Annotated in this window: 14 protein-coding genes; 5 read left to right on the top strand and 9 right to left on the bottom strand. The window is 47.9% G+C overall.

Annotated features, from left to right (window positions below):
* Positions 1 to 37: 37 nt before the first annotated feature.
* Positions 38 to 1,216: a Gfo/Idh/MocA family protein gene (locus ACE3MZ_RS22190; RefSeq protein WP_411344251.1), complete on the bottom strand. Its 1,179-nt coding sequence runs from the start codon at positions 1,214 to 1,216 to the stop codon at positions 38 to 40.
* A gap of 178 nt (positions 1,217 to 1,394) precedes the next feature.
* Between ACE3MZ_RS22190 and ACE3MZ_RS22185 the strand changes: the two genes are divergently transcribed.
* The gene (locus ACE3MZ_RS22185; RefSeq protein ID WP_411344250.1) at positions 1,395 to 2,240 is read left to right on the top strand and encodes a helix-turn-helix domain-containing protein; all 846 of its coding nucleotides are present in this window, start codon (positions 1,395 to 1,397) and stop codon (positions 2,238 to 2,240) included.
* A 385-nt stretch (positions 2,241 to 2,625) separates the two neighbouring features.
* On the top strand, positions 2,626 to 4,257 hold the full coding sequence (locus ACE3MZ_RS22180; RefSeq protein WP_411346889.1) for an alkaline phosphatase: 1,632 nt from the start codon (positions 2,626 to 2,628) through the stop codon (positions 4,255 to 4,257).
* A 315-nt stretch (positions 4,258 to 4,572) separates the two neighbouring features.
* On the opposite strand, the gene ACE3MZ_RS22175 is transcribed toward ACE3MZ_RS22180, so the two are convergent.
* Both ACE3MZ_RS22175 and ACE3MZ_RS22170 read right to left on the bottom strand, forming a co-directional pair.
* A complete protein-coding gene (locus ACE3MZ_RS22175) occupies positions 4,573 to 5,151 on the bottom strand; it encodes a sugar O-acetyltransferase (protein ID WP_411346888.1) in 579 nt (192 codons plus the stop codon).
* Between the two features lie 151 nt (positions 5,152 to 5,302).
* Positions 5,303 to 6,343 carry an NAD(P)-dependent alcohol dehydrogenase gene (locus tag ACE3MZ_RS22170; RefSeq protein ID WP_411344249.1) on the bottom strand — a complete coding sequence of 347 codons (1,041 nt, stop codon included), beginning with the start codon at positions 6,341 to 6,343 and terminating at the stop codon, positions 5,303 to 5,305.
* A 312-nt stretch (positions 6,344 to 6,655) separates the two neighbouring features.
* Here ACE3MZ_RS22170 and ACE3MZ_RS22165 point away from each other — a divergent pair, with 312 nt between their 5' ends.
* Positions 6,656 to 7,075, top strand: a complete 420-nt coding sequence (locus ACE3MZ_RS22165) for a MerR family transcriptional regulator (RefSeq protein ID WP_411344248.1) — start codon at positions 6,656 to 6,658, stop codon at positions 7,073 to 7,075.
* Positions 7,076 to 7,223: 148 nt separating this feature from the next.
* On the opposite strand, the gene ACE3MZ_RS22160 is transcribed toward ACE3MZ_RS22165, so the two are convergent.
* On the bottom strand, positions 7,224 to 8,069 hold the full coding sequence (locus ACE3MZ_RS22160; protein ID WP_411344247.1) for a DUF72 domain-containing protein: 846 nt from the start codon (positions 8,067 to 8,069) through the stop codon (positions 7,224 to 7,226).
* A 342-nt stretch (positions 8,070 to 8,411) separates the two neighbouring features.
* On the opposite strand from ACE3MZ_RS22160, the gene ACE3MZ_RS22155 reads away from it, so the two are divergent.
* Positions 8,412 to 9,014, top strand: a complete 603-nt coding sequence (locus ACE3MZ_RS22155; protein WP_411344246.1) for a nitroreductase family protein — start codon at positions 8,412 to 8,414, stop codon at positions 9,012 to 9,014.
* Between the two features lie 233 nt (positions 9,015 to 9,247).
* Here ACE3MZ_RS22155 and ACE3MZ_RS22150 read toward each other — a convergent pair whose 3' ends face one another.
* On the bottom strand, positions 9,248 to 10,333 hold the full coding sequence (locus ACE3MZ_RS22150) for a DNA alkylation repair protein (RefSeq protein ID WP_411344245.1): 1,086 nt from the start codon (positions 10,331 to 10,333) through the stop codon (positions 9,248 to 9,250).
* Positions 10,334 to 10,512: 179 nt separating this feature from the next.
* The gene (locus ACE3MZ_RS22145; protein WP_411344244.1) at positions 10,513 to 10,947 is read right to left on the bottom strand and encodes a MarR family winged helix-turn-helix transcriptional regulator; all 435 of its coding nucleotides are present in this window, start codon (positions 10,945 to 10,947) and stop codon (positions 10,513 to 10,515) included.
* A gap of 317 nt (positions 10,948 to 11,264) precedes the next feature.
* Between ACE3MZ_RS22145 and ACE3MZ_RS22140 the strand changes: the two genes are divergently transcribed.
* Positions 11,265 to 12,227: a quinone oxidoreductase family protein gene (locus tag ACE3MZ_RS22140; RefSeq protein ID WP_411344243.1), complete on the top strand. Its 963-nt coding sequence runs from the start codon at positions 11,265 to 11,267 to the stop codon at positions 12,225 to 12,227.
* 233 nt (positions 12,228 to 12,460) lie between these two features.
* Here the strand turns inward: ACE3MZ_RS22140 and ACE3MZ_RS22135 are convergent, their stop codons facing one another.
* The 3 genes from ACE3MZ_RS22135 to ACE3MZ_RS22125 all read right to left on the bottom strand — a co-directional run bounded on the left by ACE3MZ_RS22135 (position 12,461) and on the right by ACE3MZ_RS22125 (position 15,580).
* Positions 12,461 to 14,071: an alpha-amylase gene (locus ACE3MZ_RS22135; RefSeq protein WP_411344242.1), complete on the bottom strand. Its 1,611-nt coding sequence runs from the start codon at positions 14,069 to 14,071 to the stop codon at positions 12,461 to 12,463.
* A gap of 527 nt (positions 14,072 to 14,598) precedes the next feature.
* Positions 14,599 to 14,994 (bottom strand): rhodanese-like domain-containing protein, encoded by a 396-nt coding sequence (locus tag ACE3MZ_RS22130; RefSeq protein WP_411344241.1) that lies wholly within the window; start codon positions 14,992 to 14,994, stop codon positions 14,599 to 14,601.
* 91 nt (positions 14,995 to 15,085) lie between these two features.
* Positions 15,086 to 15,580: a glutathione peroxidase gene (locus tag ACE3MZ_RS22125; protein ID WP_411344240.1), complete on the bottom strand. Its 495-nt coding sequence runs from the start codon at positions 15,578 to 15,580 to the stop codon at positions 15,086 to 15,088.
* Between the last annotated feature and the right edge of the window lie 171 nt (positions 15,581 to 15,751).

Below are 15,751 nucleotides of genomic sequence, written 5' to 3'. Positions count from 1 at the left end.
CCCCTTTTCCTGTTGGATTGAAATGGAATATACATCGTCAGTTGTACGTTACCCAGACGCCGCCCTGATCGGCAGATTCCACGCACGTTTGAACCCAGCGAATGCCTTCGATGCCTGCATCAATCCCAGGATACACTAATTTTGCAAGCGCTTCCGAATCATTGCGTTCTTTGGCATCAATCGCGAGTGCGAACTTGAGATACAGATTTGCCCACGATTCTGGCAGCCCTTCGGCATGGAGCGCGCCCAGACGTTCATCCGCATTGCATTCGTCATATAGATACGGCATTGCACGAATGAGCTTCTGAATCGGTTGTCCCTGAATCTGGTACAGCAGTTCATTGGGCTGATTGTCCGAAAATTCCACCGATGCTTTGGAGCCGATAATACGAATCCGATGGCCATCCATACAGCCTGCATCGACTGCCGATGCCCACATCCGACCGACCGCTCCACCTTCGTAGCGCATTAGCACATAGGCGTTGTCTTCCAGCGGTGCACGGCTACCGACGAAGCTTTGGCGGTCGCACAACAATTCTTTTAATTTCAGATGCGGACAGATTAGCTCTGACATGTAAAAGGTATGGGTGGAGATGTCGCCCAGTACGAAGGAGGGACCGGACTTGGTAGGATCGACACGCCATTTTTGCCCTTCATTGGTTTTGTCGCCAATCTCGTCACAGCCAAAGCCATGCGTATAGCGCAGCTCCACCATCCGAATATCGCCCAGATCGCCGTTTTGCACCATTTGCCGCATCTGTAGCAGCAATTGACTGCCGGAGAAGCCGTAGGTCACGCCGACGATTTTGTTGTGCTGCTCTGCTAGCGCTTTGATGTGCTCTCCTTCTTCTATTTTGAAAAATAAAGGCTTCTCGCAAATGACATGCAGCCCAGCTTCCAGTGCAGCGCGCGTAATTTCGTAATGGGTAAAGTTAGGCGTAGCAATCGTTACGACCTGAATGCCATCTTCCCGCTTCGCTTCTTCGGTAAACATCGTCTGGTAATCAGCATAGCATCGTTCTTGCTCTACCCCCAGATTGGTGCCAAAGCTACGACCCCGCTCTGCATCGATATCGAATGCCCCGGCAACGAGCTGAAAAGCTGTATTATCGCGCAGTGCGCCTAGACGGTGTTTGTAGCCGACATTCCCGGTTCGTCCGCCGCCTACCATCGCCCAGCGTAGTGGGTTTGCAATTTGTTTTTCACCATTTAACATAAGTAATTCCACCTTTCAGCAGTATACGATCTATACGATATGAGATTGGATTGCAATTGTAGCTTTCTTTTGCCACAGTTGAATTATATACTGGATAAAAGATGGCATAACCTACTCAACTTGCTCAAGAATTCATCAATATTGCTGTATTTACTCCGTCGCACAAAGGAGGATATGTATGAAAAGTGTAGATCCAGGTGTCCTGCCGCAATCGGCATGTTTTGCTTTCTCGCCTTCGTCGGGTCAGCGAGAATTGTGTTTTTATCCGACGTGGTGCGGTCATTATTTCTGTACTGCTGATTATTTTAAAAAGCGTCAATCGTATCATTATTTGTTGATCCTATATATTCGCGAAGGTGAGCTGCATGTCGAAGCAGGCGGGCAATCATTTGATGCACGCAAAGGCGATGTCGTGCTGCTCGATTGTACTCAGCCGCATTATTACCATGCGCGCGATGGGTTGGAGTTTTGTTATTTGCATTTTGAAGGTTCCAATGCGCATGAGCTGGTACGTCATATTCGGGAGCAGCGCGGTTCGCTCATTCAGGATGAATCTTGTGCGTCCATTGGGATGCAGCTGTTTGATCTGGTGCAATTTCATCGTAAAAAAGGTGAAGAATCGTTCTTCCAGACGTCGCTACGTATTTACAAATTGATCGAACGGCTTGCTGTACCACCAACGAAGTTTACTGCCAAGGAAGATCCGGTCGAGGCAGCGATTCATTATATAAAAGAGCATATCGGCGAGCCGATCAGTCTGTCATCGCTGGCGGAAGCAGCGCATCTCAGCCCGTACTATTTTGCCCATCGCTTCAAAAAGCAAACCGGCTTCTCACCGCTGGACTATGTGATCCATACCCGGATCAACCGCGCCAAAGAGCTGCTGTTGCAAACTTCGCTATCTGTAAATGAAATCGCTTACGAGGTTGGATATCACAACGGTCGTAGTCTTGTAAATCTGTTTACCCAGCGTGTCGGCGCATCACCGTCAAACTTCCGCAAGTCAAAGCAATTGCAATATTGATCACTTTAAGATATACCTATGCAGCCATCGTCATGCAATCTCACTGTTTTGAGATTCATTATTGTTGTACGAATAAAGTTGTAACAAGAGGTAAGGATCAATACAGAAGAGCAGACGAACCAATCCTTGATTTTGTAAAAAGTGACCTAAAAAATATGAAACTATAGCGATACAGAGTCGATTTTGTTGACGTTACGTTGACAAACCGGCTCTTTTTTTACATTTAGCCCCTATTTCGCCGTACATAGCGTTGATTGTTGGCTGGTACGATGAATCTCGGCAACAGGGAAATTACATAGAATATGCGAGTGGATTCGGATATTCATTATGCCTACACATAAAGGAGAGATGAAGAATGGGTTGGACAAACATGTGTGAACATAGTATGCAAAAAGCGGCACCCATCATGGCAGGAGTTATGACAGCAGCGATGCTGTTCGGGATTCCAGCAGGAACGGGAGCAGCGGCAGCCAAGCAGCAGCCGGAGATCAAGGCGAAAAATGTGATCATGCTCATTCCTGACGGTATGGCGCAGGATGCTACAGCACTGGCACGCTGGTATAACGGTGGCGAGATGTTGGCATTGGATGAGATGGCGAGCGGTCTGGTGCGCACCTATTCCGCCGATGCAGCGATTGCCGATTCCGCACCGGCAGGTACGGCATTTGCGACCGGGCATAAGTCGCATACCGGTTATGTTGGTGTGTTGCCGGATCAGAATACGATGCCTGGCTTGCATGCGATTGCGGCAGGCGATCAGAAGAAGCCGGTTGCTAACATTCTGGAAGCTGCCAAGCTGGCGAACAAGTCGACTGGCATTATCGCCACTTCCGAGATTATGCACGCGACACCAGCGGCATTCAGCGCGCACTACCCGGATCGCAGCAATTACGATGCACTGAGTGAACAGCAAGTGTATGCCGGTATCGATGTCGTGCTGGGCGGCGGGGCGCAGTATTTTACAGCAGCCGGACGTAAAGATGGCGAGGATCTGATCGGTGACATTCACAGTCTTGGCTACAATGTTGTGACCAATACCGCCGAGCTAAAAGCCGCCAACAACGGCAAAGTATGGGGCATGTTCGCTGACAAAGCGATGGCGTACGACATGGATCGTGATCCGGTCAAGCAGCCAAGTCTGGCAGAAATGACGGCAAAAGCGATTGAAGTCTTGTCCAAGGACGAGGATGGATTTTTCCTGATGGTTGAAGGCAGTAAAGTGGATTGGGCAGCGCACGCGAACGATCCAATCGGCATCATCAGCGATGTAAATGCCTTTGACAAAGCGGTTGCCGAAGCGCTTGCCTTTGCCAAAGAAGATCAGAATACGCTCGTGATCGCTTCTACAGATCACCACAACGGCGGTCTGACTATCGGCGACCGAGATACAACGACAACATATGATGAATTGCCATTGTCGACTTTTATCGAGCCGCTCAAAAAAGCAAAAGTGACCGGTGAAGGCTTAGAGAAGCTGTTCAACAGCGACCGTAGCAATATTGAGCAGGTGGTGAGCGAGAACTTCGGTATTACCGATTTGACTGCTGATGAGATTGCCGCCATCAAGGCTGCCAAATCCGGCAGTATGAACTACGCCGTAGGTCCGATCATTAGCAAACGTGCCCATATCGGCTGGACGAGCGGTGGACATACGGGCGGTGATGTCGTGCTGTATTCATACGCACCGAGTGGCAAGCAGCTAAGTGGTCTGGTGGAAAATAGCGATATCGCTCGCTACATGGAAGCGGCGCTTGGCGTGAATCTGGACGAAACGACACAAGAACTGTTCGTGCCTGCCGAGCAAGCATTTACAACTCGCGGCGCAAGCGTGAGCTGGGATAACAGCGATGAGAAGAATCCGGTACTGGTCGTAACCAAAGGTGACGATACTTTGCGTCTGCCGGTATTTAAAAGTATCGTAACTTTGAACGGCGAAAATGTACGATTGAATGGTAATGTTGTGTACAACGGCGAGAAGGTTTTTGTACCGCAATCGGCGATTGATCTGTTGTCCTAAGTCATGGCAATAAATCAACGTAGCAATACGAATTAGACAACAAGCAGTTTGTGATAAGTACTCTCTGTTAGATGGTGCAATATGTGATCACTTCCGGCAATAGTATGTATGTGAGATGTCATATTCCGTATATTCATTTCAGATGGAAAGTATAAAATAACCGCCTCTCTTGCGTTGCACGCAGGGGAAGGCGGTTGTTTTATACACTTATGTTCAAGCCTGTTCGCCGAATCGTTGGCTACGAATCTGAACATCTGTTGCATCTTGCATTCGGATCATTCTATTGCTGGTTATAGGTCAAAGCAAGGAAGACATTTATTGTTCCTCATCAATGCTGCGTATAAACTTGGCAGGTACTCCAGCAACGACGCTATCTGGCGGTACATCTCTAGTAACGACAGCACCAGCCGCAACAACGGAATGGTCGCCAATCGTGACACCGGGCAAAATGGTTGCGCCAGAGCCGATCCACACCTGCTTGCCGATCACAACCGGAGCAGCAAACGTAGTATTCCGCGTTGCTAATGGCAATCCGTGGTTCAGCGTCGCAATCGTCACATTCATCCCAATCATCGTACCATCGCCAATCGTAATACCGCCCCGATCCTGAAAGGAACAGCCTGTATTGAAAAAGACATCTTTACCGATAGTAATATGTTTGCCAAAGTCGGTATAAAACGGAGGGAAGCACATGAAGGACGGATCAACGGTTGTACCGGTCAGCTCGCTAAATAGATCCACGATTTGCTCGCGGGAATGATACGTATTGTTGAGCGTCATTGTGATTCGCTGCGCGTCGTAACTGCAACGCGTCAACAACGTATGCAATTCTGTATCTTCTCCCGCAATGGGATTCCCTTGTTTGCAAAATTCGATAAACTCATTCATTTCCATCATTCATGCGCCTCCATTTGGATTGAAGTCAATGTCGTAATGAAGCTAGACGACGACAGAATTACATATAGAAACAGATAAAGATATCCAACATAGACACAGATATTTATGCAGATTCAGATCTGAAAATGTATCCAGAAGCCGTAACTTCTTACAGCGTGCTAGTATCGATCACGAATCTGTATTTTACATCGGAAGCCAGTACTCGCTCATACGCTTCATCGATACGGTCGGCGGAGATGACTTCGATTTTGGGTGCGATATTGTGCTCAGCACAGAAATCCAGCATTTCCTGCGTTTCACGGATACCGCCAATCATAGAGCCGGCAAACGAACGGCGATGACCGATCAGGGACATCACATTCAGCGACAGCGGCTCTCCCGGTGCACCAACATTGACCAGCGTGCCGTCCAGTGTCAGCAGGGAGAAGTACGCATCCAGATTGATGCTGGCGCTAACGGTGTTGATGATCAGATCAAATTGTCCGGCAAGCGTTTTGAATGTATCTTCATCATTGGTTGCATAATAATGATCAGCACCGAGCTGCAAACCGTCTTCTTTTTTACTCAGCGTTTGTGACAGTACAGTCACTTCAGCACCCATAGCATGAGCAATTTGCACCGCCATATGTCCAAGTCCACCCATACCCACAACGGCTACTTGTTTACCAGGAGCTGCACCCCAGTGATGCAGGGGAGAATACGTAGTAATACCAGCGCACAGCAGTGGAGCGGCGGCGTCCAGCTCAATATTGTCAGGAATGCGCACAACGAATTCCTCGGTAACGACGATATGAGATGAATATCCGCCCTGCGTCGGCTCGCCGTATTTGTCTACGCCTGCATAAGTCGGCACATTGCCGTTGAGACAATATTGCTCTTCGCCTTTTTGGCAATTCGCACATGTACCACAGGAATCGACCATACAGCCAACACCGACACGGTCACCAACTTGGTATTTGCTCACTTCGGAGCCGATATCCGTAACGATACCGGCAATCTCATGACCGGGTACGAGCGGATAATGAACAGGTCCCCATTCACCGTGGGCAGTATGAATATCAGAGTGGCAGATGCCAGCATATTTGATCTCGATCAGAACATCATGTACGTCCAGCTCGCGTCTTGTAATTTCCGTAGCGTGAAAGGATTGGTCTGGACCTCCAACAGCACGCGCTTTTGCAGTTACCATTAATAAAACCTCCTCAAAGAAATAGATGCACGATACAGCCTCATACTCATTCATGCACACATATTCATGCAATCGCGTTGCGAATGCCCGTGACAATATACGCGCATTCCTTTGCAAGCTGAGTGGGCTGTGCAAGGTCATGTTACGCCTTACAGTTAACTCTAAGTCAATAGGGGGATTTAAATTTTTTGGTATGAATATTAGAAAAGGAAGCCGAATCATGGCTTTGACATGTGCTATATCCAGTGCTAGAATCGCAAGCAGAAGATAGAGTTGGCTCGAAGTTTATATCTAGAGAAAAGGAGCAGAAGCATGGGACATTATTCCATTGGTGAAGTTGCCAAGATGTTAAATCTCACCTCGTATACGCTGCGTTATTATGATAAGGAAGGCTTGCTGCCATTTGTAGAACGGACAGCGGGTGGGATTCGTCTGTTCAAGGATTCGGATATTGAGGCGCTGCGTATTATCGAATGCTTGAAGGATACGGGAATGCCGATCAAGGAGATTAAAATTTTCATTGATTGGTGTTCAGAAGGGGATACGACATTGAAGCAGCGATACGATATGTTTATCGAACGCAAAGCGATTGTTGAAGCCCAAATGGAAGAATTGAAGAAAACGATGGACGTGATCAATCACAAATGCTGGTATTATCAGACCGCCTGCGATGCCGGTACTGAACATATTCATCGTAAGCAACTGGTGGCAGAGTCACCACAATCATCGTAAAAAAAGTGGTTCTCGCCTTCATAGTAGGAAGGACGAGAACTACTTTTTTACAATCCTAAAAGATAGATATAATTATAAAAGACGTTTTTACGAAAAAATGTGATGACAATGATCAATTATGCAAAAATGGTCAGCAGTCCATACGTGCCTATGAACTTCCTATATCGTGCTTCTCAGACAGTACATCCTTGTCCGCCAGCATACCGATCAGTTCTTTCGCATTTGGCGTAGCATCGCCAGCGGAGTTGTTGTTGAAGACGACATACACATGCTCGCTCTGATCCTGCAATGATAGCAGTCGGTCGCGCCATTCGGTCAGTTCCTCGGTACTGTATTTGTACAGATAACGAAGTTTGCGCCAGTCGGGATGACTGCTCTTGTGCCAGCCGTCCACATTGCGTCCGTGCATCCGTACATAGGTTGCCTGACGTGAGGTGGCAGCGGCTACGATTGGAATCGATCCTGAACCTGCTTGTGGCTCATCCACAATCGTATGAATCCAATCTTCCTTGCGCATAAACTCCAATGTCCGCTCACGGAACTCTGGCATATACCAAGACTGATTGCGGAATTCGAGTGCACACGGAATATCCTTCATCAGCTCACGCGTTTCGCGCAGCGTCTCCACATTATCACGGTTGCAATCAAACCACGGCGGGTATTGAAACAGCGCCATGCGCAGCTTGCCTGCATCAATCGCCGGTTGCAGCGATACATGAAACGCCTCGAACATTTCTTCTTTTGTATCAAAATAATTCTTTTTGCCCCGCAGATGCCCGGTCATGCCCTGATACGCTTTGAAAACAAAGCCAAAATGATCCGGTGTCTGCTCGACCCATTTGGTTACATTTTTCACCGGTTGTACGGCGTAAAACGAACTGTCGATTTCGACAATCGGAAAATGCTCGCTATACGTAGGCAGCCGCTCCGGCGCTTTGATCTTGCCGTACAGCTCCGGGTGATCGCCAAAGCCGGTCAGACCGATTTCAATCATGCTACTCACTCCTTTGCGGCGAAATGTCTGTCCAGTTGTAAAGGGAAGTATCTGCCACGTTGCTACAGTCAGACGATCCCTATCTGGAATCTGTACCCTGTATTAAACCAATTGATCTTCAGCTAACCCTAGTCCGATGACGAACGTACATTGCAAATATCTTAAATTCTGCATAATCACGCAAAAATCGTAATGGATCAATGTTCTAAACTCTTTGGACATTTTGTGTTGCGATGCGAAGTTATGCAAAATAGATAGTCACTGATTTTTTTGCAGTGGGTCTGGTTAAATAAGGATGTAGAGTTTCAAGACTCTATCTTTATTTCAAAGGAGGATTCTGTAATGAGTACCGAAGCAATCTTTGAAGCAATAAAGAACAGAAGAAGTGTCTATGGCATCAGCAAGGAAGCTGTTATACCGGATGAGCGCGTTCAAGAGATCGTAGAGCATGTTGTACTGCACACGCCGTCTTCGTTTAACTCACAAAGCGCCCGCATCATCATCCTGTTTGGCGACAAGCATGATCAATTGTGGGACTACACCACGAATATTTTAAAAGAAATCGTACCAGCCGACAGCTTTGAGCCGACTCAGCAAAAAATGGACAGCTTCAAAGCAGGATACGGAACGATCCTGTTCTTCGAGGACGAAGCCGTGATCCGTGGCATGCAGGATCAATTCCAAGCGTATCAGGATAAATTCCCGGTATGGTCGCAGCAAGCAAACGGTATGCACCAGTATCTGATTTGGACGCTGCTGGAAGCAGAAGGCTATGGCGCGACGCTGCAACATTATAATCCGCTGATTGACGAGAAGATCAAAGCAGAGTGGGATATTCCAGAAAGCTGGACGCTAGTTGCGCAGATGCCGTTTGGTAAACCGACTGCACCTCCGGGCGACAAAGAATTCAAGCCGCTGGAAGAGCGTATTCGTACCTTGCGTTAATTACACGACCCATTCTAATATCGATTGGACCAAATACATGTCATCCGGCGATAATGTGCAAGCGTAGTAGGGAAGAGAAGGATGTACCTATGTATGTGCATCCAGTCTTCTGCCCTTACGCCGGATTGAAACAACAAAACAACCTTCCGATTCACCGATCATGGTGAGCTGGAAGGTTATTTTGTTGTGTGCAGTATTAGGGCATGAAACGTCATCGCGCCCTTGTGTACGATTTAACGAGCATCCGTTACTTCAAATGAAACCTCACCGACCTGCACGCCATTTACATACAGATGGATATGATGCTGTCCTGCATAATATTTGCGCGTTGTGATCAGCTTGAACGAATGCTTTTTGCGCATCTCGTGCTGCCCGGGTGCGAAGTCCCGCGATACCCAGCGGAATCGCTTTGGTGCCTGCTGCCCGTTTGCTTTCATAAACTGCATTTCATAATCGATCCGTACATTTTGCGGAATGTCCTCCTCATTATGCAGGATAAAGGATATATCGATCTCACCGCCGATGGGCACCGTTTGCGCACTAATCTGCAAATTGCTAATCGTAACTGTCTCGCTAGCAACATAACCGAACAATTGCATCACCTGCGGATGATCCTGCTTGAGTAGTGTCCGACAGCCGTGCTTGACGATCCAGTCGGTATAGAGATGCTGACCGTACCACTGGCGGGCGATCTCGGCGATTCGCTCCGGGTGATCTTTGGCAATATCGTTCAGATGATTGGCGACACTTTTACGTACATATAGCGACGAATCGCGCTTGAGCTGTTCCAGCACCGCAAGTGTCGGTTCAGGATCGGCAATAAACGGCTTGAGCTGAAATGACCACGGCAATCGCGGACGGAAGCCTTCACTTGCCAATCGGCGAATATGCTCGTTGTCGTCCTGTGCCCATATATTCATCTGTCTCAGCATACCGATCGGATATTGCAATATAAATGGACGTACCGCAAACTCCGCGCTGGAATACACAGTCAACACTTCAAGCGCCTTCATCGACAGCTCGACGTGATCCAACCCATTCAACTCTACATAATCCGGGAAAAATAAATATTCTACCCCTCGGCACTGCGGCGCAATCTGCATTAGCAGTTGTACCGCCTGCTCATACGGCAGTGGTAGAGCCGCCGTCAGTGCTTCGCTAATCCGCCGAATGCGCTGCTTGAATGCCAGCTCCTGCCAATCATTGCGATACACTTGCTCATGGAATAGCCGCTCGTCAAAATGATCTGTATGCTCATGTACAATCTCCACAAATCGCTGCAAAAAATGCTCGCTATATCGTTCCTTGAACGTCTCCATTGATGCTCACTCCAATCTCTCTATGTACACTATTCAGGATAGCAGACAATAGTGACAAATCCTGTCGTCATTTACAAGAAAGAAAAAGACTCGTACTTGCTTCAGCACTCTGATCTACCGCAGATTCCTTCTATACGGTATACCCAAATACCAAATAGCTTCATTCCCGCCCTCGTGACTCAGGTGCGGTGGATCATTTTGGCGGAGATCTTGATCAGCTGGGCGCGCTCTTGTTGCGTCAGCTTGGATGCGGCTTCGTCGATCCGCCGCTCAATCTCGCCACCGACCGTATGCACGATGTGCAATCCGCTGTCGGTTAGACGAACCGAGAAGCTTCGGCGATCTGTGAGTGAAGGGATGCGCTCTACCAAGCCGCGGCGCTCCGCGCGATTAATTAACCCCGTAACGCTCGATTTATCCAGATTCAGATGACGCGCCAATTCCTGCATACCCGGTTCACGATCACGTAATATGCCGAGCAGACGAATTTGTACAAAGGATAGATCATGCTCAGTACCCGCCTCCAGCAAAATCGTCTGAATCAAATACGTAAGCTGAACAAGATGATCCACCAGTGGCGTCTCACTCGGTTGTGGTGACAGATGGTGCTGCATATGTATTCACTCCAATCCTAGCAAAATGTAAATATGAAGGTGGTATTGCATCGTATGACGGTTAACAAAAACACGTTAAAACGTGCTTTTTTGAGAAGGGAGTACGTATAATGATGAGTGTAGTATAACATAGAAATATGCATATAGTACGCGATACAAACTTTTTGTTGACTTTGTTTGTGATGCAAACTATATTATATTCAATATCTATTTTGTTGGTATGACAAACTATAATAGTTTGTTTGACAAATTAAATATGTGAGTAAGTCGGGTCTTGTATGAGTCAAATTATCGTATCCAATATGGAGGGGATTGTAATGAAAGCAGCAATTGTTCATGATTTTACAAAAGCACCACAATACGGTGAGTTCGAACTTCGCAGCTTGCAGCAACCACATGAAGTATATGTTGATGTGCTTGCCGCCGGGCTACATCAACGTGTTCGCTCTCAGGCAGATGGTTCGCATTATACGAGCATTGGGCAGTTGCCCCTAATTCCTGGTGTAGATGGTGTAGGCAGGTTGGAAGATGGGCGAAATGTCTATTTTGTGATGGAGGATGCTGCACTTGGCTCGATGGCAGAGCGGACGATTATCGATATCCGCCGGAGCGTCGTGATTCCGGCAGATGCTGATCCGGTGCACATTGCGGCAGCGATGAATCCGGCAATGTCATCTTGGGTGGCGCTGCGCAGTCGGATTGATTTTCGTCCGGGTAGTCGGGTATTGATTATGGGGGCGACTGGTAATTCGGGACAGATGGCAGTACAAATTGCCAAGTTGCTCGGAGCAGAGCAAGTGATTGGCGCAGGACGTAATCAGGCGCGCCTAGAAGCATTAACAGACTTGGGTGCCGATGTGGTCGTTTCGCTAGAAGGAGAAGCATCCGATGTAGCAGAACGACTAGGCAAAGCGGCGGCAGAAGTGGATGTAGTAATTGATTATCTGTGGGGCGCACCGATGGAACAGGCGGTGATGTCCATATTGACCCGACGCCAAGATCGCAGTCGCGCGCTGGATTGGATTCAGATCGGATCCATGGCAGGTGCCGAGGCGCAGATTCCTTCCGCTGCACTGCGCTCCGCGAATCTTCGTATACTCGGCAGCGGTCAAGGATCTGTGACGGCGGCGGGTTATCTGGCAGCATTCCCGGCATTGATCGACTGTATCGCCTCTGGTACACTGCGTATTCCAACGCAATCTTATCCGTTATCTGAAGTGGAACAGGTATGGACTGCGCCTGTCGATCCGCAGAAGCGTATCGTATTCGTGCCCTCCTGAATACATTGTCTTTGATTGGCAGTTCATCGTTGTTCATGAATGGAGTTGTAGGATAGCATATAAGAAAACCCGGTCGCTGGAAGTTGCATTCTCAGAGGAGAATTCCTTCCGACGACCGGGTTTTTGTAAGAGGTATAGAATCGTTGCAAGTTACTCTAATCAACATGGGGAAGATAGAATGATCATACACAGATCATACGTGATCCTATTCTCCATATACGTTCATACAGTTATTACGCTTTGTCAGCTTCCTGATCTTCTTCCACAGGTTCAGCAGCTTCGATATTCAGCAGATCGGAACCTTCTTCCAAAACGCCTTCCTCCGGCAATGCCAGACAAGGTTGACCTGACTCGTAATATTCGCCAACTTGTTCCTCGGTCAGATCGGTTTCTGGCAATGTCCAGACAGACACGCTGCCACCGTTCACCGGGAAGTTTGCCCAGCCGTCTTCTTCGATCTGCACATGATGACGGCGGTTGCCTGTCAGATCGATCCAGATTTGCCCAGCGCGTTCTTCGCCTACAAACATGCGTTTCTCGCCTTCCTCACCGTTAGTCAACACGACCGCACAGCCGGAACGCTCGATATCGTCACTGCCTCGGCGTACCCAGCCAATCGTGTTCGGATGGTCAAAATAATCATCCTGTTCCCCATACGATTTGTGGTAACGCGCATACAGCAGACAGTTCAGCATGTCTTTTTTGTCTGGCACCGGGTTCTCACCGCCGATTCCAAAATAATCACCGTAGAACACGCACGGATACCCATCCTGACGCAGCAATATAAGGCTGTATGCCAGCGGTTTGAACCAATCTTCGATCCACGATTCCAGCGCTTCATCCGGCTGGGAGTCATGATTGTCGACGAATGTTACGGCATGCGTCGGGTGTGTCTGTACTAGCGTATCATTGAAAATGGTAGACAGATCGAATGAGTTGCCCGATGTGGATGCGGCGTGCAGCTTGTAATGCAGGGAGACGTCGAACAGATCGATTTTGTAATCGACGGTATCGAGGAATTCCTGCGAAGCCGCCAGCTCTGGATTCCAGAATTCGCCGACAATGTAGAAGTCCTGTCCACGTTTGTTGACCATCTCATTCACAAATTCGCGTACGAACTCGTGGTTAATATGCTTGATCGCATCCAGGCGGAAGCCGTCGCAGCGTGTTGTATCGATCATCCATTTGCCCCAGTTGACCATTTCCTCACGTACTTCTGGCATATTGTAATCAATATTGGCAAACATCAAGTAATCATAGTTGCCAAATTCGTTATCTACGTTCTCATTCCATTGTTTGTCTCCGTCTGCAATTCGGAAAATCCCATTTCGTCCTTCACGGTTATCGAAATCGGTTCCATTAAAGTGACGATAATTCCATTGCATAGGCGAATATGTATCGCCGCGCCCAGGGAACGTAAATTTGGTCCAGCCTTCAATCTCGAACGGTTCATCCGAGATTTCCTCGGTGCGGTTGTTCCGATCGACTTCAATTACTTTAAATACTTCGGTTTCGTCTGCACCGGCTTTGTGATTCATGACCAGATCGATATAGACGTTGAGACCGAGACGATGGCAGATGGCAATTGCGTCCAGCAGTTCTTTTTTAGTACCGTATTTGGTGCCAACTCCACCTTTTTGGTCAAATTCACCAATATCGTACAGATCATATACGCTGTACCCGGTATCCTCCGGTGAATTACTCTTCGTTACTGGTGGAACCCAGAGCGTACCGATTCCTGCGCGTTTTAGCTCAGGTGCCCACTCTTGCAGTCGTTTCCAGTGTGAACCGTCAGCCTCCACATGCCACTCAAAAAATTGCATCATTGTCACATTGCGATTCATGTATACATCTCCCTTTCTAGCGATGGTGAACTCCAAACGTGAGGCTCCATGAAACATAATCATTACTACGCAAAATAGATTTGCTACCTCCAGCGTTTGACCATTCAAACGAGAGCCATACGAGTATGACCCTCCTGCATGCAAGCAAACGACCTGCCGATCAGGCCAGACACGGAGAGTCTTTATGCTCATCATACACATCTGTCGCAGCGGCACGCGGCTGTGAAGAACATTACCCATTTAGTTATCGGAGCTAAACATATTTGTTGCTACATATAATGCGGATAACAACTAATTTGAGAAAATAAAAATATAATATTTTATAAAAAGGCTTACATCGAAGCAGATCGTAAAAAGAGGCACATGCTGAGCGCATACTCTACTGACAGTAAGAAGCACAATACATACCAAAAAGCCCCCGGAAACTGATTCCGAGGGCAATCCTATGATCACGCTTTGGGGTATAAAGGGGGTAATCACGGTAAGGTCATGCAGTCTTGCGTATTAGCGTAAGTAGAGGGGGCTACTTACGCTTCTTCCACGTCAAAGCCAGCTTGTTTCCATGCTGCTGTGCCGCCATCGATGTATGCTACATCAGTGAAGCCCATCAGCTTCAGCGCGTATGCGCCCAGAGCTGCTTGACCGCCAGCACCACAAGTAACGAGGATTGGGCGATTGCGATCGCTCAGACGCTCGTCGCGCAGTTCTTCCGGCAGACCGAGATCGGCGCGGATTGGCAGCATGCCAAGGGAGATGTTCGTGCTGCTTGGAATGAGTCCACATGCGCCAGCGTCTTTGGCATCCTGTACGTCAATCACGAATGTATCCGGGTTTGCGTTGATTTTCTCGCGTGCTTGCTGGGAAGTTACGCCCGGTACGTTGTTTCTTGCTTGCGTTACCATATCTGTGAATGTCAGTGCCATTGTTCATCATCCTCCTGAATTGTAGTTGGTATCGTGAAGTAGTAAAGCATATGCATCCTTATTATATTTATCCTGAATATGGAAACTATCGTCAGGAAACCGCTTCGCCAGCCAGTACTTTTTGCAGATCGGCTTCGATCTCCGAAGGTTCGAGGCGGGAAGGGTATTGTTTGACAACTTTGCCGTCACGGTCAACGAGAAACTTGGCAAAGTTCCATTCGATGTCGCCGGTACGAGATGGCTCTGGTGCTGCATCAACGAGATGGCGGTACAGCGGGTGAGCGTCGTCACCTTTGACGTCGACTTTGGCAAACAGTGGGAAGCTTACATTGTAGTTCACTTGGCAGAAGTCCTTGATCTCGGCTTCGGTGCCCGGTTCCTGTCCTTTGAACTGGTTGCAAGGGAAGCCCAGTATTTCAAAGCCGGAATCTTGATACGTATCGTAAAGTTTTTGCAGTCCTTCATACTGAGGAGTCAGGCCGCAGCCGCTCGCGGTATTCACAATCAACAGTGTTTTCCCTTTATAGTCGGATAATGATTTCTCCTGTTTGTCGATTGTCAGGGCAGAATAGTCATGTACAGACATTACAAAAATCTCCTCACTTTCATTATGCAAAATTATATTTGATAAAACATAATTTAATTATAACGTCCCAGCGAAGAATGTCAAATCCATCTTGAATATCTGTCCAATCTTCATAAACCGAACCGCGATTGCTCCAAACGGCATTTGAAAAATTTGTTAGCCGTTGACAGG

This window comes from Paenibacillus sp. WLX1005 (assembly GCF_046603685.1).
Lineage (GTDB): Bacteria > Bacillota > Bacilli > Paenibacillales > Paenibacillaceae > Saccharibacillus.
Note: the sequence above shows the minus strand (reverse complement) of the source record. Positions and strands in the feature narration are given on the sequence as shown.